At 70.8% G+C, this 19338-nt stretch carries 18 protein-coding genes and 1 pseudogene; 9 read left to right on the top strand and 10 right to left on the bottom strand.

Features of this window, described 5'->3' with window-relative positions:
* Positions 1-32 precede the first annotated feature (32 nt).
* The 3 genes from J2N69_RS00720 to J2N69_RS00710 form a co-directional block, all read right to left on the bottom strand.
* Positions 33-1637: an RICIN domain-containing protein gene (locus tag J2N69_RS00720; protein ID WP_230898925.1), complete on the bottom strand. Its 1605-nt coding sequence runs from the start codon at positions 1635-1637 to the stop codon at positions 33-35.
* Between the two features lie 291 nt (positions 1638-1928).
* Positions 1929-2702, bottom strand: a complete 774-nt coding sequence (locus J2N69_RS00715; RefSeq protein ID WP_230898924.1) for a polysaccharide deacetylase family protein — start codon at positions 2700-2702, stop codon at positions 1929-1931.
* Between the two features lie 203 nt (positions 2703-2905).
* A complete protein-coding gene (locus J2N69_RS00710) occupies positions 2906-3376 on the bottom strand; it encodes a hypothetical protein (protein ID WP_230898923.1) in 471 nt (156 codons plus the stop codon).
* Between the two features lie 181 nt (positions 3377-3557).
* Here J2N69_RS00710 and J2N69_RS00705 point away from each other — a divergent pair, with 181 nt between their 5' ends.
* Positions 3558-4649: an IS630 family transposase gene (locus J2N69_RS00705; RefSeq protein WP_230898903.1), complete on the top strand. Its 1092-nt coding sequence runs from the start codon at positions 3558-3560 to the stop codon at positions 4647-4649.
* A 201-nt stretch (positions 4650-4850) separates the two neighbouring features.
* Here the strand turns inward: J2N69_RS00705 and thpR are convergent, their stop codons facing one another.
* Both thpR and J2N69_RS00695 read right to left on the bottom strand, forming a co-directional pair.
* Entirely contained in the window at positions 4851-5450 is a 600-nt protein-coding gene (gene thpR, locus J2N69_RS00700) for an RNA 2',3'-cyclic phosphodiesterase (protein WP_230898922.1), read from the bottom strand.
* A gap of 82 nt (positions 5451-5532) precedes the next feature.
* Entirely contained in the window at positions 5533-6513 is a 981-nt protein-coding gene (locus J2N69_RS00695) for a TIGR03557 family F420-dependent LLM class oxidoreductase (protein WP_230904528.1), read from the bottom strand.
* A 139-nt stretch (positions 6514-6652) separates the two neighbouring features.
* Here J2N69_RS00695 and J2N69_RS00690 point away from each other — a divergent pair, with 139 nt between their 5' ends.
* Complete coding sequence (locus J2N69_RS00690) at positions 6653-7699, top strand: YncE family protein (RefSeq protein WP_230898921.1); 1047 nt, start codon at positions 6653-6655, stop codon at positions 7697-7699.
* An 89-nt stretch (positions 7700-7788) separates the two neighbouring features.
* On the opposite strand, the gene J2N69_RS00685 is transcribed toward J2N69_RS00690, so the two are convergent.
* Positions 7789-8733, bottom strand: coding sequence for an RNA polymerase sigma-70 factor (locus J2N69_RS00685; RefSeq protein WP_230898920.1), 945 nt, complete (start codon positions 8731-8733; stop codon positions 7789-7791).
* 218 nt (positions 8734-8951) lie between these two features.
* Here J2N69_RS00685 and J2N69_RS00680 point away from each other — a divergent pair, with 218 nt between their 5' ends.
* The gene (locus J2N69_RS00680; protein WP_230898919.1) at positions 8952-9737 is read left to right on the top strand and encodes an SDR family oxidoreductase; all 786 of its coding nucleotides are present in this window, start codon (positions 8952-8954) and stop codon (positions 9735-9737) included.
* A 220-nt stretch (positions 9738-9957) separates the two neighbouring features.
* The gene (locus tag J2N69_RS00675; protein WP_230898918.1) at positions 9958-11049 is read left to right on the top strand and encodes a hypothetical protein; all 1092 of its coding nucleotides are present in this window, start codon (positions 9958-9960) and stop codon (positions 11047-11049) included.
* 118 nt (positions 11050-11167) lie between these two features.
* Here J2N69_RS00675 and J2N69_RS00670 read toward each other — a convergent pair whose 3' ends face one another.
* Entirely contained in the window at positions 11168-11590 is a 423-nt protein-coding gene (locus J2N69_RS00670; protein ID WP_127909369.1) for a DUF6003 family protein, read from the bottom strand.
* 87 nt (positions 11591-11677) lie between these two features.
* On the bottom strand, positions 11678-12685 hold the full coding sequence (locus tag J2N69_RS00665; protein ID WP_230898917.1) for a LysR family transcriptional regulator: 1008 nt from the start codon (positions 12683-12685) through the stop codon (positions 11678-11680).
* 71 nt (positions 12686-12756) lie between these two features.
* Between J2N69_RS00665 and J2N69_RS00660 the strand changes: the two genes are divergently transcribed.
* The 4 genes and pseudogenes from J2N69_RS00660 to gdhA all read left to right on the top strand — a co-directional run bounded on the left by J2N69_RS00660 (position 12757) and on the right by gdhA (position 16666).
* Positions 12757-13677 carry a 4-hydroxy-tetrahydrodipicolinate synthase family protein gene (locus J2N69_RS00660; RefSeq protein ID WP_230898916.1) on the top strand — a complete coding sequence of 307 codons (921 nt, stop codon included), beginning with the start codon at positions 12757-12759 and terminating at the stop codon, positions 13675-13677.
* A gap of 55 nt (positions 13678-13732) precedes the next feature.
* Positions 13733-13981, top strand: a complete 249-nt coding sequence (locus J2N69_RS00655; protein WP_230898915.1) for a hypothetical protein — start codon at positions 13733-13735, stop codon at positions 13979-13981.
* Positions 13982-14054: 73 nt separating this feature from the next.
* A pseudogene (locus J2N69_RS00650) lies at positions 14055-15012 on the top strand (MerR family transcriptional regulator).
* 286 nt (positions 15013-15298) lie between these two features.
* Positions 15299-16666: an NADP-specific glutamate dehydrogenase gene (gene gdhA / locus J2N69_RS00645; protein ID WP_230898914.1), complete on the top strand. Its 1368-nt coding sequence runs from the start codon at positions 15299-15301 to the stop codon at positions 16664-16666.
* 111 nt (positions 16667-16777) lie between these two features.
* On the opposite strand, the gene J2N69_RS00640 is transcribed toward gdhA, so the two are convergent.
* On the bottom strand, positions 16778-17671 hold the full coding sequence (locus J2N69_RS00640; RefSeq protein ID WP_230898913.1) for an NAD-dependent protein deacetylase: 894 nt from the start codon (positions 17669-17671) through the stop codon (positions 16778-16780).
* Between the two features lie 98 nt (positions 17672-17769).
* Between J2N69_RS00640 and J2N69_RS00635 the strand changes: the two genes are divergently transcribed.
* The gene (locus tag J2N69_RS00635; protein WP_408056868.1) at positions 17770-18048 is read left to right on the top strand and encodes a DUF3253 domain-containing protein; all 279 of its coding nucleotides are present in this window, start codon (positions 17770-17772) and stop codon (positions 18046-18048) included.
* 17 nt (positions 18049-18065) lie between these two features.
* Here J2N69_RS00635 and J2N69_RS00630 read toward each other — a convergent pair whose 3' ends face one another.
* Positions 18066-19232 carry an alkaline phosphatase PhoX gene (locus tag J2N69_RS00630; RefSeq protein WP_230898911.1) on the bottom strand — a complete coding sequence of 389 codons (1167 nt, stop codon included), beginning with the start codon at positions 19230-19232 and terminating at the stop codon, positions 18066-18068.
* Positions 19233-19338: the final 106 nt, after the last annotated feature.

Here is a 19338-nt window from a genome sequence, read left to right as displayed (position 1 = left end):
TCGACGTCACCGATCCCGGCCACGGCGTCAGTTCAGGTCAGCCTCACGTGGTCCCCCCACCAGTTGCCCGGTGGCCGCTGCCATGACGTGAGCGGTCCGGTGAGCCTGCCGTCCGCGGTGCCGGACAGCGTGAGCAGCGTGGCCGCTCCGTCCGCGGTGCCCTTGAACAGCGCGATGTCCCGCCGCCCGTCCGGGTCGTAGTCGCCGGAGGCGATGTGGCTGTGGGCGAACGCCCAGGTGCCGGGCGGGGCGCTCCAGGGCACGGTGGGCACCTGGAAACCGCCGTCGGTGGTGGTCGCGAAGCGGAACAGGGAGACCGCCCCGTTGTCGTAGCCGTACATCGCGACCAACTCGTCGGTGCCGTCGCCGTCGTAATCCCCGGCCGTCAGTTTCACGTGGTCCCCCCACCAGTTGCCCGGCGGCCGCCGCCAGGACGTGAGCGGCGCACCGAGTCCGCCGTCCGCCCTGCCGACAAGGGTGATCAGTTCGGCGGCGCCGTCCGCGGTGCCCTTGAACAACGCCACGTCCTGGCGCCCGTCCGCGTCGAAGTCACCCGTGGTGAGCCGGCTCTGGGCGAAGTTCCAGGTACCGGCAGGCACCTTCCAGGGGGTGGTGGGGACCTGGAAGGCTCCCTCGGCCGTGGTCCGGAAGCGGAACAGGGCGGCGCTGCCGTCGTGGTAGCCGTACAGCGCCATGACCTCGTCGCGGCCGTCGCCGTCGTAGTCGCCTGCGGTCAACTGCACGGCGGCGCCCCACCAGTTGCCGGGCGGCCGCTCCCACGACTTGAACGGGGTGGCGTACCCGCCGGAGGCGGTGCCGAGCATCGTCAACAGCGCGATCGATTCGTCGCCCTGACCGCGCAGCAGGGCCACATCGCGGCGGCCGTCCCCGTTGAAGTCCCCCGCGGTGACATGGCTCAGCGGGAAGTTCCACGTACTGGCGGGGGAGTGCCACGCCACGTCGGGGAGCTCGAACCCGCCCGCCGTGTTCGTGGGGAAGCGGAACAGCGAGGCCGCCGCGTTGTCGTAGCCGTACAGGGCGAAGAGGTCGTCGCGCCGGATGTCGTTGCCGGCGCGGGCCGGCCGCTGCTGGAAGGCGATCCCCTTCTGGTTCGCGCACGCCGACAGCACGATGGGCGCGCCCCGCCGCTCCGAGGAGTTCTCCACCTCCAGGCAGCGCGTCGGTGTGGTCGCGCGGGAGAGAACCCACGCGGACTCCGCATGGCTGTCCAGCACGAAGTCGATCCCCGGTGAGCCGGCGCAGCCCCACTGCTCGACACGTGGCGCCGACGTGCCGCCCGCGGGTGTGTCCGTGCGTACCGCCAGGCACTTGCCGCTGTGGGCGTTCACGATGTTGACCGCCTCGGAGGAGGCGGCCGAGGGCCGGAGCAGCCAGCGTGCGCCGGGCTGGCCGTCGCAGTCCCACTGCCGGACCTTCGCCCCGTCGGCGCTGGAGGAGTTCTCGACCTCCATACACCTGCCGCTGTGGACGTTGAGGAGGTTGACCGGCGCGTCGGCCTCCGCGGGGGCGGCCGTCGCGGCCCTCGGCGGTGCCAGCAGGGCGGCCACGACGGACAGCGCCGTGACAACGAGCCACACGAGCGGCCATCGGCGTGCACGGACACTGCCACTGCGCATGGTGACCACCCCTGGTCGTCGGACGAACCGGACCGGATCGTCGCAGCTCGTGCTGACGGCCCGCTGACACGTATGTATCGGCGGGCTCCCGGGTTTCGGTCGTGTGGGGTGGGAGCGCGAGGTGTTGGTGTGAGTTGAGTAGCTCGTGAGGCCGTGATGAGCAGGCATACTCAACCCGGCGTCGGGTCGTGCTGCTGTGCCTCGGGCCCCGCGTCTGATGGATGCCGTCGGGCGAGGACGGAACTCGCGGGGCTCGCGGAGGCCGACCACGGCCGGGGCTCAGGGCTTGGCTCAGCGCACCGGGAAGCCGAAGGAGTAGCCCTGCCCCTTGAGCCGGGGGAGGAGTCGGCGCAGGGCCTCGACGGTCTGGGTGCGGTCGCCGCCCGCGTCGTGGAAGAGGAGCGTCGGCCCGTTGGGCAACTCCCGCTCGACGGTGGCGACGATGGCGTCCGTACCCGGACGCTCGAAGTCCTTCGTGTCCACGTTCCAGCCCAGCGGGCGCATGCCACGGGAGGCGGCGAGCTTGCGGCTGTGCGGGGTGAAGGCACCGCCGGGCGCCCGGTAATACATGGGTCGCACACCCCCGGACGCCTTGGTGATCATGCGTTCGGCGTCGAGTATCTGCCGGGACTGATAGGCCTCGGTGTCCTTGTCCATGGCGGTGTTGTGCGACACCGAGTGGTCGCACAGCCGGTGCCCGGCCGCGACCACCTTCTTCACCAGGTCGGGGTGGGCCTGCGCCTGCGTCCCCACCATGCAGAACGTGGCCTTCACCCCGTACTCCCGCAGCACGTCGAGCACTTGAGGAGTCCATACGGGGTCGGGGCCGTCGTCGATGGTGATGTTGACGCCCCGCTTCCCCTGCTCCGAGGCGTGCGCGATGGTCGCCGCGACCGGCTCGACGTCACCGCCCGGCTTGGCCGGCGCGGTCGCCTTCGACGAGGAGTCACTCTCCGGGCCGGCCTGCGCGGTCCACACCGAGGCACCGGTGGCGAGCACCGTCACCCCCAGCGCCGCCCCGATGACCTTGCCGTACCAGCTCCGCCCGCCACCGTGCCGTGCCATGTCCGCCCCTTTCGCGCATTCCCTCGCTGATCCCCGGTCACCTTGCGACCACATGTCAGGACGAGGTGGGGTGGCCGAGGGCTCCGTTCGTTACCGATCACGGACAAATCCGCGAGGGTTTGGGGACAAACGCCTCCTGCGGGGGACGGCGGGCGCGGCAGGGCAGATCGACCCGGACCGGGGCAGCCGCAACGCTCAGGCCGTCATGTCGGCCACTTCTCGGTCCACCGGTGCTCGCCAAGGCCTACGCTCGTGAACTCATCGCCCCCGGCACCGGCGACGGCACCGAGTGCACGCAAGGCCCGGCAGACCGGGGTGCCTTCGGGCGGCATCAGCTCATCCTCCAGGAGGTGAAGCGGTCCCAGAGTGAGGTGCCCGTCGCGCCAGACCGCCACGTTCTCTTCGCCCACGCCACCGAAGTACTCGGACTCGACATAGGCGACGGGGCCTTCTTCCGACCAGTCGGCCAGTACGCGGTCGAAGCCGGCCGGCAGATTCCAGAAGTCGGCACGACGAGCCTGGGCGGCATCGGTGACCGCCTTCGACAAGGCAGCAGACATGGGCAGCAGCGCCAGACCTTGCCGCAGAACGACAACGCGAGCGGCGTCCATACCCCTGGTCACCGAGGCCAGCAGAGCGCTCTCCGCGATCACTGCCCTCAGCTCGTAACTCAACTCTCCCGCCCCCACTGCCCCATGGTCAGTACCGACAGCCGACTTTCTCCGTACGCCGCCGCGTGACCGAGACGCACGCGGCGCGGACGTAGCGCGATCACGCACGGTGGTCGCCCAAGGCGGGCGGGGGCGCGCTAGTCTTCTGAGTCAGGAATTCTATTCAGATGTATAAGCTTGGCCTGTGGCACGTACCGGGCGGCCGAAGGCCGAATTGATCCTGTCGGGTGAGGAACGGACCGCCCTCGAGGGGTGGGTGCGGCGCCGTTCCACACCGCAGGCGTGGGCCTTGAGGTGCCGGATCATCCTGGCCTGCGCCGAAGGTGCTTCAAACAAAGACGTGGCGGCTCGCCTCGGCTCGACTCCCCACGCGGTGGGCCGCTGGCGGGCGAGGTTCGTCGAGCACCGGATCGCCGGCCTGGGCGACATGCCCCGCCCGGGCGGTCCTCGCACAGTGACGGACGAGCAGGTGGCCGCACTGGTCACCAGGACGCTGGAGTCCACCCCGAAGAACGCAACCCACTGGTCGACGCGCTCGATGGCGAAGGAACTGGGCCTGTCGCAGTCGACCGTGTCCCGGATCTGGCGGGCGTTCGGCCTGCAGCCGCACCGCTCGGAGACGTTCAAGCTGTCGACCGATCCGTACTTCGTCGACAAGGTCCACGACGTCGTCGGCCTCTACCTGGACCCGCCCGAGCGGGCCCTGGTGTTCTGCGTGGACGAGAAGTCACAGATCCAGGCCCTGGACCGCTCGCAGCCGGTGCTGCCGATGATGCCCGGAGTCCCGCAGCGGACCACCCACGACTACGTCCGGGCCGGCACCACCACCCTGTTCGCCGCTCTGGAGGTCGCGACCGGCAAGGTGATCGGCTCACTGCACCAGCGCCACCGGGCCGAGGAGTTCAAGAAGTTCCTCAGCAAGCTCGACAAGGAAGTCCCGGCCGGCCTCGAGGTCCACCTGGTGCTGGACAACTACGCCACCCACAAGACCCCTGCCATCAAGACCTGGCTCCTGGCCCACCCCAGGTTCCACCTGCACTTCACACCGACCGGTTCGTCCTGGCTCAATCTGGTGGAGCGGTGGTTCGCCGAGCTGACCAACAAGCAGATACGGCGAGGCGTCCACAAGACCGTCCAAGCCCTGGAGCAGGACATCCGGACCTGGATCGCCGCATGGAACACCGACCCCAAGCCCTCCATCTGGACCAAGACCGCAGACGAGATCCTCGAACGCCTCGCCTCATATCTGAACAGAATTCCTGACTCAGAAGACTAGGGCCTGTCTGACAATTCCCGTCTGCCTCGCGACGCCATGCACGCTCCCCCGAGCTCTTCGAGCAGGGGGTGCCCCCACTCGCCGCACCGGGCGCAGAGCCAAGTACATCCAGTACGAGGCCCTACGCCCGGCACGCCGAGAGCACGCACCTGACGCCGCGAGGCCGCCCTCCGGGCGACGACGGGAATTGTCAGACAGGCCCTAGCCGGCAGAACGCCCGGCGCCGTCGCCGAACCGCCAGGCGTCGACGTCGCGGTAGCGGATGGGCCCAGGCCCGCGGCCGAAGTTGCTGGCGACCAGATGCAGCCGCTCCGCACGCCACGGGCGGCCGGTGAACCCGGCGAGACCCTCGGCCGCCCGTACCGCACACGACGGAGTGTTCCGGCGGGCCCGGGCCAACGTCAGATGCGGACGCAACTCCCGCTCCACGAGACTGACCCCGCACCCCTTCACCACGGCACGCACGTCGGCGGCCAGCAGGCGCAGCCCCTCGACGTCACCGTCGATCCCGCTCCACAGCACCCGCTCGTCGAAGTGCCCGCCACCGCGCAGCGACAGGGTGAGCGGACGACGCGCCGCCGCGAGGTCCGCGAGCGGCGGGCACAGCGACGGCACGACCGCCCTGGGGACCTCGCCCAGGAACGCCAGGGTGATGTGCCAGTCCTCGATGCGGTTCCACCGCATCCGCGGATGGTCGTCCCAGGCGGGCCCGAGCGCCCGCGCCAGTTCCTGCTTCGCCTCGTCCGGTGGGGCCAGGGCGATGAACACACGAACGGTCGCGGGCTGAATCTGTTCGTTCACAGAAGACTTCGTACCGCATGCGTGCGGCGCGCCGACCGGCGCCCCCGTGACCCCATGCGCCGGCGAGACCCAGCGGCGGGGCTCAGCTCTCCGTGCTGTCCGGCTTCAGCTGCCGCATGGGGCCGTCGAGCGAGCGTTTGTAGAAGTCGATGAAGCCGTCCGGATCGGGCCCCGCGTTCTGCATGACCAGCCTGTCGAAGCCGGCGTCGACGAACTTCCGCGCCACCTCCAGATACCGGGAGGGCTCGGTGCCGCAGGCGAACTTCTCCAGGATGTCCTCCTCGCGCACGGTCGTCGTCGCGGCGTCGAAGTTGACCGGATTGGGCAGCTCGCTCATGACCTTCCAGCCGGTCACGGCCCACCGGGAGGTGTCCAGCGCGGCCCTCGCCGCGGTGTGCTCGTCGGGTGCCCAGGCCATCGGCACCTCCGCGTAGCGCGGGCCGTTGCCCCCGGCGTCGCGGTAGTGCCGGACGATCTCCGGCTTGTCCTCGGTCGCGAACAGGCCGTCGCCCAGCTCGGCGGCGATCCGTGCGGACGCCTTGCCGCTGGCGGCCACCGCGATCAGGGGCAACTCCTCGGGCAGGTCGAACACCCGGGCGTCCTCCAGCCGCAGGTACGTGCCGTCGTAGGACCGGTACCCACCGCTCCACAGCAGCCGGATGATCTCCAGCGACTCCCTGAACATCTCGTGCCGGACGCGCACCGAGTCCGGGAAGCCCTGGCCGACCACGTGCTCGTTCAGCCGCTCGCCCGAACCGACACCGAGCACGAACCGGCCGTCCGACACCAGGGCGAGCGTCGCGGCCGCCTGCGCGATGATCGCGGGGTGGTAGCGCACGGTCGGGCACGTCACGCCGGTCGCCAACCCGATCCGGGAGGTCTTGGCCGCGATGCTGCCCAGCACCGTCCACGCGAAGGGCGAATGGCCCTGGTTGTCGAGCCAGGGGTGGTAGTGGTCGCTGATCTCGACGAAGTCGAAGCCGGCCTCCTCGGCGAGAACCGCCTGCCTCACCAGCTCCGCCGGCCCGAACGCCTCGGCGGCCAGCTTGTAACCGATCTCCACGCTGCTCCTCATCTCCTGTCGACGCCGGCCCCGCCCTCCCTATTCTTTTCACCCGGCCCGCTCCACCGCACTTCGAGGCGGGGGGGCATGGCGGTGCAGGCGGCGACGGCGAACTGTCGAGAAACCGAGGTGTGGGGCTGTGGTGACACGTCGAACGGTGATCAAGGCAGCTGGTACGGGAACCCTGGCGGGCGGCCTGACCACGCCCGCCGCCGGTGCGGCGGACGCGACGGGTGCTTCGCGGCCGGCACATGCCGACGTCCTGGTGGTGGTGGAGAAGAGCGGCCACGCGGTCAGCTTCTACGACACCACGTCGGGACAGCGCCTGCGGACCGTGCCCCTGCCCGACCACCCGCACGAGATGGTCGTCGACACGCGCCGGCGGTTCGCCTATGTGGGGCACTACGGCGTACGCATGTCCTCCACCGTCGGTGAGGGCGGCGCCGCGGTCTTCGTCATCGACCTGGCCGAGCGCTCCCTCGCCCGGACCATCGACACCCGGCCGTTCAACCGCGTCCACGGAATGTGCATGGACCGACACGACCGGCTGTACGCCCTGAGCGAGGAGAAGGCCGTACTGCTCGGTTTCGACGACCCGGCCACCGATCAAGGGCCGACCAGAGCGGTGCCCACGCACGGCGTGAAGACCCACCTGTTCACACTCAGCCGCGACGGCGAACGCGCCTACGTCACCGGACTCCTGTCCCACACGGTCAGCCTCGTACGCCCCCATGACACCTCCGCCCCGCCGCTCCTGGCGACTCCGGGGCAGCTGCCCGAGAGCAGCTGCCTGAGCCGGGACGAGAAGACGCTGTTCGTCGGAGCGCGCAAGAGTTCCTCGCTGGTGGCCCTCGACGCCCGCACCCTGAAGATCCGGCGGCGCCGCGACGTGGGCGGAGACCCCCTGCGCGTCTACACCCTCGACGACGAACGGCTGCTGGTGACGGACATCGCCGGCAACACCCTCACCGTCTGGAGCACCGACCTGCGCCGCATCCGCTCCCTGCAACTCGACGGAACCCCCGCCGCCGTGTCACTGCACCCGACCCGGCCCCTGGCCTACGTATCCCTGTTGGGCGCCAACCGGATCGCCGTCGTCGACCTGGACCGGCTCGCCGTCCTCGGCGGCTTCGCCACGGGCCTGGAACCCGACTCCTCGGCGCTCCTGCCGGCAGCCGCAACTTAGGCACCGGGTTCGAGCGCCTCTACGGGGGGCCGGCGATGAGGGCACGCGGGCGGCGAAACCCAGTGACGCCACCGGTTGATGAAGTGGAGTCAGCGGCTGACGGCGGTCTCCCGTGCCACACGTGCCAGCTTCTCGGGGTTTCGGACGTGGTAGGCCCCGGTGACGTAACCGTTCTCGACCCGCACGGCCACGACACCGTCGACCTCACCGTCGACGCGGACGAGCAGTCCGGGACCGCCGTTGATCTGCACCGGCTCGACGGACCTTTCCGCCTCACGCTGCCACCAGCCGCCCGCCAGCAGGCGGGCCACCTTGTCCGCGCCCACGATGGGCCGCAGCAGGGCGTGTCTGACTCCGCCGCCGTCGCTGAGAGCGACGACGTCCGGCGCGAGGATGTCGACCAGGGTCTGAAACTCCCCGGTTTCGACCGCTCGTTGGAAGGCCTGGAGCGCGGCCCGGGTCTGGGCGGGGGAGACGGCACCGCGTGGTCGGCGGGCGGCGACGTGTGCCCGTGCCCGGTAGGCGAGCTGGCGGACCGCGGCCGGGCTCTTGCCCACGGCTTCGGCGATCTCGTCGTACCCGAGGTCGAACACCTCGCGGAGCACGAACACCGCCCGTTCGACCGGTGCGAGTGTCTCCATCACCAGCAGCATCGCCATCGAGATGCTGTCGGCGAGTTCGACGTCCTCGGCCACGTCCGGCGCGGTCAGCAACGGTTCGGGCAGCCATGGTCCGACGTAGGACTCCTTGCGCCGGCCGAGCGCACGCATCCGGTCCAGTGCCTGCCGGGTGACGATCCGCACCAGGTAGGCACGCTTCTCGCGCACGGTGGTCGGATCGACGCCCGCCCATCGCAGCCAGGTCTCCTGAAGGACGTCTTCGGCGTCGGCGGCCGAACCGAGCATCTCGTAGGCGACGGTGAACAGCAGATTGCGGTGGGCGACGAACACCTCGGTGGCGGGGTCGACCTGCTCGCGGGCGGCAGAGTCAAGCGGTTCGGCTGTGCCCGTGGTTCGTTCGCCGCACTCGCTCATGCCCGGCTCCTGCCCGTTCCTTCCTGGCCCTGTCCCACGCACTAGACGCCGGCCCTCTCCGCTCCGTAACACCCGCGCGCAGTGGCCTGTGTCACACGCGGGTGACTGTTACGGGTGGCGGGGCGGCGGCGTCTCGTGGTCGTCAGGGCGCCGAAGGAACGAACCCCCCGTGGCGCCCGTAGCAGACGTAAGCACCTACGAAAGGTACGAACATGGGCATGCCCGCGAGCATGAGCATGAGCACCTATAAGTTCGCGGTGGCAGGAGCGACCGGGCGGCTGGGGCGTCACGTCGTGGACGTCCTCGCGGAACGAGGGCACCAGGTCGTGCCGATGTCCCGGGCCACCGGCGTGGACATCGTCACCCGAGACGGCCTGGCCGAGGCGCTCACCGGGGTCGACGTCATCCTTGACGTCGCGTCATGGCACGCCTCCGACCAAGAGGCCGCCACGGAGTTCTTCCGCACCGCCACTCGCAACCTGCACGAGGCCGGCCGACAGGCGGGAGTCGACCGGATCGTCGCCGTGTCCATCATCGGCGCGGACAAGGCCACCGCCGGGTTCGTCGCGGCCCAGCAGGTGCACGAAGAGGCCCACCTGTCCGGCCCGCTGCCCGCTCGCATCCTGCGCGCCGCGCAGTTCCACGAGTTCGTCGGGCAGCTCTTGGACTGGCGGCACGGCGACACCGCCTATGTCCCGGCGCTGCCCACCCAGCTCGTGGCGTGCCGCACCGTGGCCGAAACGCTGGTCGACCTGGCCACCGACCCCGACGCGCCCGCCCGGCCGAGCCCCGGAACGCCGATTCCCCAGGTCGCCGGGCCGCGCAGGGAGACCATGGCCGACGCGGCCGGACTCCTCGGGGCCCGCCGGGGCGTCAAGGTCGTCGAGGTCGACGGCTCCGGCGTACCCGATGCCGAGATCGCGGCGGCGGGTGGGTTCCTGCCCGGCCCGCACGCCAAGCTCGCCGGTCCCACCTTTCAGGAATGGCTGGACGCCCAGTCCTGACACGTTCCTGCGGCACGACGACCGCTGGCCGACATGGCCGTTGAAGGCCTCGGACGGCATCCTGTTGGCCGCCTTCACCCACAGGGTCACTCCGGTTGCCGCCGACGCCTCTGCCCCCCGTTTGGCCCGCACAAGCGTGCGGTTGAGCTGTGTGATGATGCAGTGACGACGGTCTGGGCCCGGGAGGGACCGGACGCAGAAGAAGGGGCGGGAACGCGGCGTGGGTAAGGATGGGTCCATATCGGACGAGGAGTGGGAGCGCTTTCTGAAGGAAGCCGAGGCCGGAACCGAGGGCGCCCCCAAGGAGCCTTCGGCGCGGGCCCGGTTCGTGGCGCGGCGGTTGCGGGACGAGCCGGATCGGCCGGAGGGGTGGCGGACGTACCGACCGGCCCAGCGGCGACGGGGCAAGGCGCGGTACGTGGTCGGTCTGCTGGTCGCGGTCGGACTCCTGGTGGTGGCGTTGAATCCGGGAAGGGTGACGGGGTGGTTCGGCGGCGGGAGCGGCGGGGGCACGTCGCTCCCTGCCGAGTCGGAGCGCCCGAGGCAGGCTCCGGCGATGTCGGCAGCCCAACGGCCCACGCTGGACGAGCCGTTCAGGGGATCGCCCGCCGCGCGGTGGCGTGACGGCGTGGACGGAATCCATCTGCCGGCCGCGCGAGCGACCGGATGGATGAGCCGTACGCAGGTCGAGCAGGCCCTCGACCGGTCCCGGGACTTTCTCGCCGCGTCCAGTCTGGACCCCGGAGTGTTGCGCGGGGAGCGGCCCGACAAGGCGATCGCGTTGATCAATCCGCGACAGGAGGACGTCCAGGGCTACCTGGCCGCCACGTTCCGCGCACCCAGCCGGAAGAACGATCCGCTGCTGCTGTTCAGCCGTTTCGAGAAGTCGAAGGCGCGGCTCAACGGAGATGTGGTCAAGACGCGCGGACGGCTCACGTTCCGGGAAGGCGAGCGCGGCGCGGTCGAGGTGACCGCCGACGTCACCTTCGTCTACCCCGTCGTACGCGCGGAGGCGGGCAGCGAGGACGTCACCCGTACGATCGCGCGCCGCGAGATCGTGATGAGCTGGGACGACCCGGCGAAGGTGGCCATCAAGCCGGGGACGTTCTCCCTTGCCTCGTACAAGGTCGACTACACCAACGGCGGCTGCGGCGCCGTCACCGGATACTTCAACCCCCAGTTCGGCGCGGATGGCGCTGCCGCAGACTCGGGCAAGGGCCCAGAGGTCGACCCGTACGACCGGAGCACGTCGATGGACGCGCGCGAGCGGAAGGCCGGCGAAGCGGGGTGCGGAACCGCCACACGCTCGTGAGTGGCGGTTTCGGTTCCGGAGGCGAAGGGCGGCTGCCGAGCGCCCTTCGCCTTGCGTTCGCACCACAGGCCGGGCCCACCTGTACCGAAGCCGGTCAACCCGCCAACCGGTCAGCCGGTCATGCCGTCAGGCGGCCGATCTCCTGCGGGTCGAGGCCGGTGAGCTGGGCGATGCGCTGCGGGGCGATCCCCGCCGTCAGGGCCCGGTGGACGAGAGCCTCCCAGTCCTGGGTCGTCTCCCGGAAGTCGAGCAGTTCGCTCTCCATGTCCGTGACGGCCTGAGGCGCGCACTCCTGCTGCACCTTCAGCGCTTCCTCCTCGCTCAACGGCACCGGCAACCGCTCGGCGTCCGCAGGGATGAGCGACTCCGCCTCGGCGGGCAGAATCCTGACCTGCTCGGAGGAGGCGGAGACGTTGTGGGCCTGCAGCCAGCCGTGCACGGCAGGGGTTTCCGTGAGTTCCGGGGCGCCGACGGAAGCGAGGGCCGCTCCCAGTCGAGGGTGCCGGTCAGGAAGGAGGAACAGGTATGCGTCATCGGCCATCGCGGAAAATCGCCTTCTCGTTCGGACGTCAACAGCTGGGCACGGATGTTGCGGCCCCGGCACACACGTTCCCGGAGGTCGGCCGGTTCACGCAGGGTTTCTCACCCGACCTCCTGAACCCGCCATGGCGTCGACCGCCGTGGTCGCCGCCGCCACGAAAGCGGCGATCGCCGGATGGGCGCCACCGCCCGCGCGGAACGCCACCTTCGAACGACGGAACAACGGCAGCTTCGTCAGCATGACACCCGCGGGGCTCGGCACGGCGGCCATCTCCGGCACGAACCCGGCCCCTTGTCCGGCGGCGACCAGAGCCAGCACGGTACGGAAGTCGTTGACCTGGTGGCGGATCCTGGGCTGGAACCCGGCGGCCTGGCAGGCGCGTACGGCCATCGTGTGACCGGTCGTGCCGTCCCGCGCGGTGATCCACGGAACCTCGGCGCAGGGCCCGAGCAGCGCCGCCAGCGTGTCCCCCGAGCCGGACTTCGCGGCCCCGCCTGTACGCAAAGCCTCGGCCCCGCCTGTACGCAGGGCCTCGGCATCGCCTGCGCTCATGGCCTCGCCCCCGGCATGGGAGACGAGGTACATCGGCTCTTCGAGCAGGGGCACCTCGTCCACGGTCGTATCCGGGGTCGCGGGCACGAAGTCGTAGTCATGGACAAGGGCCACGTCCAGCTCACCGGCTCGCAGACCGTCGGAGACACGCGCGGAGTCGATCTCCCGCACCATCGGTTCCAACGCCGGGTGCCGATGCGCCAGTTCGGCCAGCGCGGCGGGAACGATGGTGTGACCGCCGGAGGGGAACGTCCCGATCCGCAGCGGTCCGCCGATGCCGTCCCGCGCACCGGCCAGCTCGGCCGCCGCCTGTTCGAGGCGGTTCAGCACCGCGTCGGCGTGCGCCACGAGGGAGCGGCCCGCGGGCGTGAGGATCACGCGCCTGCCGCTGCGTTCCAGCAGGGGCACGCCCGCCTCCCTCTCCAGCACCCCGAGCTGCTGGGAGACGGCGGACGCGGTGAAGGTCAGCGCTTCGGCCACGGCGGCGATGGTGCCCCGCCGGTCCAGTTCGCGGAGCAGATGAAGACGACGGACATCAAGCATAAGTTCAGCTTAGGTGTGAAGGCAGAAATCTGAAATGGAACTACCGGGTGGAGGTGGTCCAGGGTGGGACCATGAACCCCGAACCGATCTTCAGCGGCCTGTACGTCCCCCTGGTGACCCCGTTCACCGACGACCTGCGCCTGGCTCCCGACGCGCTGGCCCGGCTCGCCGACGAGACACTGTCGGCCGGCGCCTCCGGCCTCGTAGCCCTCGGTACGACCGCCGAGACCGCCACGTTGAGCGCGGAGGAGCGCGAGACGGTGGTACGCGTCTGCGCGTCCGCCTGCCGGGCCCACGGGGCGCCGCTCATCGTCGGGGTCGGCACCAACGACACCGCCGCCGCCATCACGTCACTGAGAGAACTGGCGGACCGAGGCGATGTCGCCGCCGCGCTGGTTCCCGCGCCGCCGTACATCCGCCCCGGAGAAGCCGGGACCCTCGCGCATTTCACCGCGCTCTCCGAGCACGGCGGCCTCCCTCTCATCGTGTACGACATCCCTTATCGCACCGGGCAGACCCTCGGCGCCGACACCATCGCCGCACTGGGCCGCCTGCCGGAGGTCGTCGGCATCAAGCACGCGACCGGCGCGATCGACGCGACCACCATGGCGTTGCTCGGCTCGCCCCCGCCGGGCTTCGCCCTGCTCGGCGGTGATGACGTCGTCCTCTCGCCGCTCGTCGCGGCGGGCGCCCACGGCGGAATCGTCGCGTCGGCCCATGTGCGCACCGCCGATTTCGCCGAGATGATCGCGCTGTGGCGCCGCGGCTCCGCCGCACCCGCCCGCAGCCTCGGAGCCGAGCTGGCCCGGCTGTCCACCGCACTCTTCGCCGAACCGAACCCGACGGTGATCAAGGGAGTTCTGCACGCTCAGAACCGCATCCTCAGCCCGGCCGTTCGCCTGCCGCTGCTGGCCGCCTCCGCCGAATCGGTCCGCCGAGCGGTCCGGTACAGCGAAGGAGCGATGGCCACAACGACCGGTCCGCACCGCTGACCGCCGGGGCCGGGCCGGTCATACTCGACCGATGTGTCGAACGGATCGCCGCGCGATGCCCACCTCCAAGATCGCCGCAGCGAGGATCAGAGCGAGAGTCAGAGCGAAGAACCGGCTGAGGGCCACGTTCTCATTGGCGGTCCTGCTGTATCTCATCGACGCCATCTGGCATCTCTCGGGCCCTGTGTGGTTCACGGCGCACACCGTGGCCGCAGCCCTGTTCACCGCCGCCCTCGCCGCGTACGTCATCCTTCTCGTCCGGCAGCACCGTGCTCGGCGCAGGGCCGGTGAGGGAGAGACCTGAAGCACGGGTCCGCACCCGTGCCGCCCCCGCAGGGACTTGAGTCTCCTGTCGGGGGAGAGGTGAGGCTAGGGGCATGAACGGCGAGACGACGCTCTACTCCATCGGTGATCTGGCCCGGCGGACGGGACTGACGGTGAAGGCCATCCGGTTCTACTCCGACACGGGAATCGTGCCACCGACCGACCGAACGCACCGCGGCCGGCTACCGCCTGTACGGTTCCGACGCCGCCGCCCGCCTCGAACTCGTGCGCACGCTGCGCGAGTTGGGCATCGGCTTGGACGCGGTCCGCCAGGTCGTGGCCCAGGAGGCCTCCCTGGCGCGCGTCGCGGCGACGCACGCCGAGGCCCTGGACGTACAGATCCGCATTCTGCGGCACCGCCGCGCGGTGCTCACGGCCGTGGCCAGGCGCGGCTCCACCCCCCAGGAGATGGATGCCATGCACCGACTGGCCGGCCTGTCCGAGGCCGAGCGGCAGCACTTGGTCGACGACTTCCTCGGTTCGGTGTTCGGTGGCCTGCGACGGCATCCCGCCTTCGCGGCGGTCACCTGCTCGCTGACCCCGCTGCTGCCGGACGAACCGGAACCGGAACAGATAGAGGCGTGGGTCGAGTTGGCCGAACTGATGCGGGACGCCGACTTCCGCACCACGCTGCACGGCGTGGCGCGGGACCTGGCGGCCGATTGGGCTCCGGACGACTCCCTGGGCCTGCCCCGGCTCCTCGCCGAAGCGGTCCGCGCACAGGCCACTCCGGCGCTCGCGGAGGGCATCGCGCCCGACGCACCCGAGGCGGCACCGGTCATCACGGCCCTCGCGGCCCACTACGCGCACATCCTCGGCGACGCGGCCCCGCGGAACCCTGATGACCTTCGCCTCCGCCTCGCGGACCGGCTGGACCAGATGAACGATCCGCGCCGGGACCACTACCTTTCCCTGCTCGCGATCGTCAACGACTGGCCCGCGCCCGAGAGTCCGGCACCCGCGCTGACCTGGACCGCGACGGCACTGCGCGCCCAGGTGGCGCGACGGTGACACGGGTCCGGACGAGCAGCGTGTCCGGCGCCCGCCCCCAGGCGCGTCGGCTCTAGGCTCCGGAGGCGGCCGAGCCGGCCGCCCGCGTCGCCGTGCGGAAGCCGGATCTCGCATAGTGGGCGCTCTCTGGACTTGAGGGCTGGTCACTGTGTTCACATGCGCGTCATACTTGCGGCTTGAGCGTCCCGCGCACGGCAACGGCGCCGAGCGCCCACCTGGGCTGCACCAGAGGCGACCGGCGCCCCGTACCGGATCGCCGGTGCCAGCCGTGCCAGAGAGGTCCCCCTTGACCACGCGACCCGACACGAAGACAGCGCAGCCGGCACTCTCGCAGCTGCTCACCGAGATCGAACACCGCAACCCGGCCCAACCGGAGTTCCACCAGGCCGCCCGCGAGGTGCTGGAGACACTGGCACCGGTCATCGCGGCGCGCCCCGAGTACGCCGAAGCCGGACTGATCGAGCGACTGTGCGAACCGGAGCGGCAGATCATCTTCCGGGTGCCGTGGCAGGACGACCACGGCCACGTACGGGTCAACCGCGGCTTTCGAGTGGAGTTCAACAGCGCGCTCGGCCCGTACAAGGGCGGCCTGCGCTTCCATCCGTCGGTGAACCTCGGCGTCATCAAGTTCCTGGGCTTCGAGCAGATCTTCAAGAACGCGCTGACGGGTCTCGGCATCGGCGGCGGCAAGGGCGGCAGCGACTTCGACCCGCGCGGCCGCAGCGACGCGGAAGTCATGCGCTTCTGCCAGTCGTTCATGACCGAGCTGTACCGGCACATCGGCGAGCACACGGACGTACCCGCGGGTGACATCGGCGTCGGCGGCCGGGAGATCGGCTACCTCTTCGGCCAGTACCGGCGCATCACCAACCGCTGGGAGGCGGGCGTCCTCACCGGCAAGGGCCAGACCTGGGGCGGCTCGCTGATCCGTCCGGAGGCGACCGGGTACGGCAACGTCCTCTTCACGGCGGCGATGCTGCGCGAGCGCGGCGAGGCCCTCGAAGGCCGGACGGCGGTCGTCTCCGGTTCCGGAAACGTCGCCCTCTACACCATCGAGAAGCTGGCCGCGCTGGGCGCCAACGCCGTGACCTGCTCGGACTCCTCCGGCTACGTGGTCGACGAGAAGGGCATCGACCTGCAGCTCCTCAAGCAGGTCAAGGAGGTCGAACGCGCCCGGGTGGACACCTACGCCCAGCGCCGCGGCTCCTCGGCCCGCTTCGTGCCCGGCAGGCGCGTCTGGGAGGTACCGGCCGACATCGCGCTGCCGTCCGCCACCCAGAACGAACTGGACGCCGACGATGCCGCCACTCTCATCCGCAACGGCGTGAAGGCGGTCTCGGAGGGCGCCAACATGCCGACGACCCCCGAGGCCGTACGCCTTTTCCGGCAGGCAGGTGTCTCCTTCGGGCCCGGCAAGGCCGCCAACGCCGGCGGCGTCGCGGTCAGCGCCCTGGAGATGGCCCAGAACCACGCCCGTACGTCGTGGCCGGCACAGCGCGTAGAGGAAGAACTGACACGCATCATGAACGACATCCACCGCACCTGCCACGAGACCGCCGAGCGCTACGGCACCCCCGGCGACTACGTGACGGGCGCGAACATCGCCGGCTTCGAGCGGGTGGCGGACGCGATGTCCGCGCAGGGCGTCATCTGAATCCGATCCGAAGCGCCCCCGCGGGCAGAGAGCAGGGCGGGCCGACGACTCGGAGCGCCCTGCTCTTCCGTGCCCCGCCCTTCAGCGCCCCGCCGCTCAGTGCCCCGTTCTTCAGGCCGGACCGGGGACGGAGACGCCCAGCCGGTCGGCCACGGAGGTGAGCGCCGGGCCCAGCGGCAGCGCGACCCGCGTGACGGCGTAACGGTCGCCCCGGGTGGCGTCCCGGTTGACGATCACCACGGGCTTGCCGGACTCGGCCGCCTGGCGGACGAACCGCAACCCGGACATCACCGTCAGCGAGGAGCCGAGGACCAGGAGCGAAGCCGCCTCACGGACGGCTTCGCGGCAGCGCTCGACCCGCGCGGGCGGCACCGCCTCGCCGAAGAACACCACGTCCGGCTTGAGGATGCCGCCGCAGATCGCGCAGGGCAGCACGTGGAAGTCCTTGACCTGTTCGTCGGTGAGGTCGGCGTCGCCGTCCGGATTGATGCCGGCGGCCACCGGCGCATAGTCCGGATTGGCCTCCTCCAGCCGCCGGGCCAGCTCACGGCGCGGGCTGAAGGCGCCGCAGGACAGGCAGACGACCCGGTCCAGGCTGCCGTGAAGTTCCACGGCCTCCCCACTGCCCGCGGCCTGGTGCAGACCGTCGACGTTCTGGGTGATCACCCCGCCGACCAGCCCATGCCGCGCGAACGCGGCCACGGCGCGGTGCCCGGCGTTGGGCCGGGCCCGGCCGAAGGTGCGCCAGCCGAGGTGACTGCGGGCCCAGTACCGCCGCCGGGCCTCAGGGGCCGCAATGAACTCCTGGTAGGTCATCGGGGTGTGCCGGCTCAGGCTTCCGCCCTCACCCCGGTAGTCCGGAATACCCGACTCCGTGGAGATGCCCGCCCCGCTGAGCACCAGCACCCCGCCGCCGCCCAGCATCTCGACGACCGGCTCCAGATCCGTCGTACCCGGCGGCAGATCCTCGTCCGGGGTCCAGCTCAGAGTGGGACGCATACGCATGCCGCCAGGGTACGGAACACCGGCGGCGCGAGGCCGACGGTGCTCGTACCCTGGCAGACGTGACAGGTGGAACATACGAGACGGATGGGGCGGGCGAGGTGAACGAGACGGTCAGCGAGCGGCAGACGGACCGGCGCCTGGAACGGGCCATCCTGGAGCTGCTGGCGCGTCGCGGCCCCACCGCGACGATCTGCCCCTCCGACGCCGCCCGGGCGGTGTACGAAGGGGACGGCGACGGCTGGCGCGCCCTCATGGAGCCGGCCCGCCGCGCCGCCCGCCGCCTGGTCACCGCGGGCGAGGTGGAGATCACCCAGCGGGGTCAGGCCGTGGACCCGGCGGACGCCCGTGGCCCGATCCGTATCCGCCGCGTCCGCTGACCCGGGCGCGGGGCCGCTCAGGCGGTGGTGCGGAAGGGGCCGGTGACCTCGTAGGTGATGCCGCCGGAGGAGCTGCCGGACGTACCGCGCTGGCTGGAGAAGTACAGCCGCTTGCCGTCGGGGGAGAAGGCCGGGCCGGTGATCTCGGAGCTGGACTGGCCGGTGACGCGCAGGAAGGGGGCCACGGTCTCGGCGGGGGTGATGACGCAGATCTCCATGTTGCCGCCGTCCTCGGCGACGAACAGGTCTCCCGAGGAGCTGCTGGTGACGTTGTCGACACCGGTCAGGGGCGCGCTGCCGTTGGTGACGAGGCTGTCGTCATAGGCGAGTTCGTACGTGCTGTCACGCAGGTTGAGCCGCCAGACGCGGTTGTCGCCCTTGGTGGTGAACCAGACGGTGTCGGAGGCGTAGTGGCAGCCCTCGCCGCCGTTGAAGATCTTGGCGCCGGACACCTGGTCGCGGGTGTAGGTGGGAGAGCCGTCCGGGTCGGGCACGTTCGCCCAGGTGAAGGAGCCGGAGGTGCCGCCGCCGGCGACGAGCACCTGGAGGGTCCCGGAGGACAGGTCACCCCAGGTGGTCGGGGTGAACCGGTAGAAGCAGCCGTCCGACTCGTCCTCGGTCAGGTAGATCGCCTTGCGCACCGGGTCGGCGGCCGCCGCCTCGTGCTTGAACTGGCCCATCGCGCTCCGGCGGACGGCGGCCTTCGTGCCCCACGGGTCGGTCTCGTAGACGTAGCCGCGGCTGACTTCCTCGCACGACAGCCAGGTGTTCCACGGGGTGGCCCCGCCCGCGCAGTTGTTGCGGGTGTTGGCCAGGACCCGGTAGGCACTCGTGACGGAACCGGAGGAGTCGAACTTGACGGCGCTCGCCCCGCCGCCCGTGGCGAGCTCGGAGTTGGACACGTATATCCAGCCCGTACCGTCGGCGAAACAGGCGCCGCCGTCAGGGGCTCCGTGCCACGTGTACGAGGTGCCGGAAACCGTCCGGCCCGAGCGGGCTATGACACGGCTGGTGAAGCCGGACGGCAACATGATGCCGTTGCTGTCGGCGGCCAGCAGGCCGCCGTAGGGGCCGGGGCCGTTCTGAGCCGGGGCCGCGTAGGCGGCGCCGTGCATGAGCGTGCCTCCGAAGACGGCGGCAGAGGTGCCGAACACCGCACCACGCAGGAAGTTGCGACGGTCCACAGATACTCCTACACCGGGAAACGAACGATGAGTTGACGGGCGTCGCCGACTGGTCACAGGGACCGTAGGGGCCCCGGCCGGGCAGGGGCAGGGACGAGCAAGCCAA

Origin of the sequence: Streptomyces huasconensis (assembly GCF_021028635.1) — a bacterium.
In the GTDB taxonomy this organism is placed as follows: Bacteria; Actinomycetota; Actinomycetes; order Streptomycetales; family Streptomycetaceae; genus Streptomyces; species Streptomyces huasconensis.
Note: the sequence above shows the minus strand (reverse complement) of the source record. Positions and strands in the feature narration are given on the sequence as shown.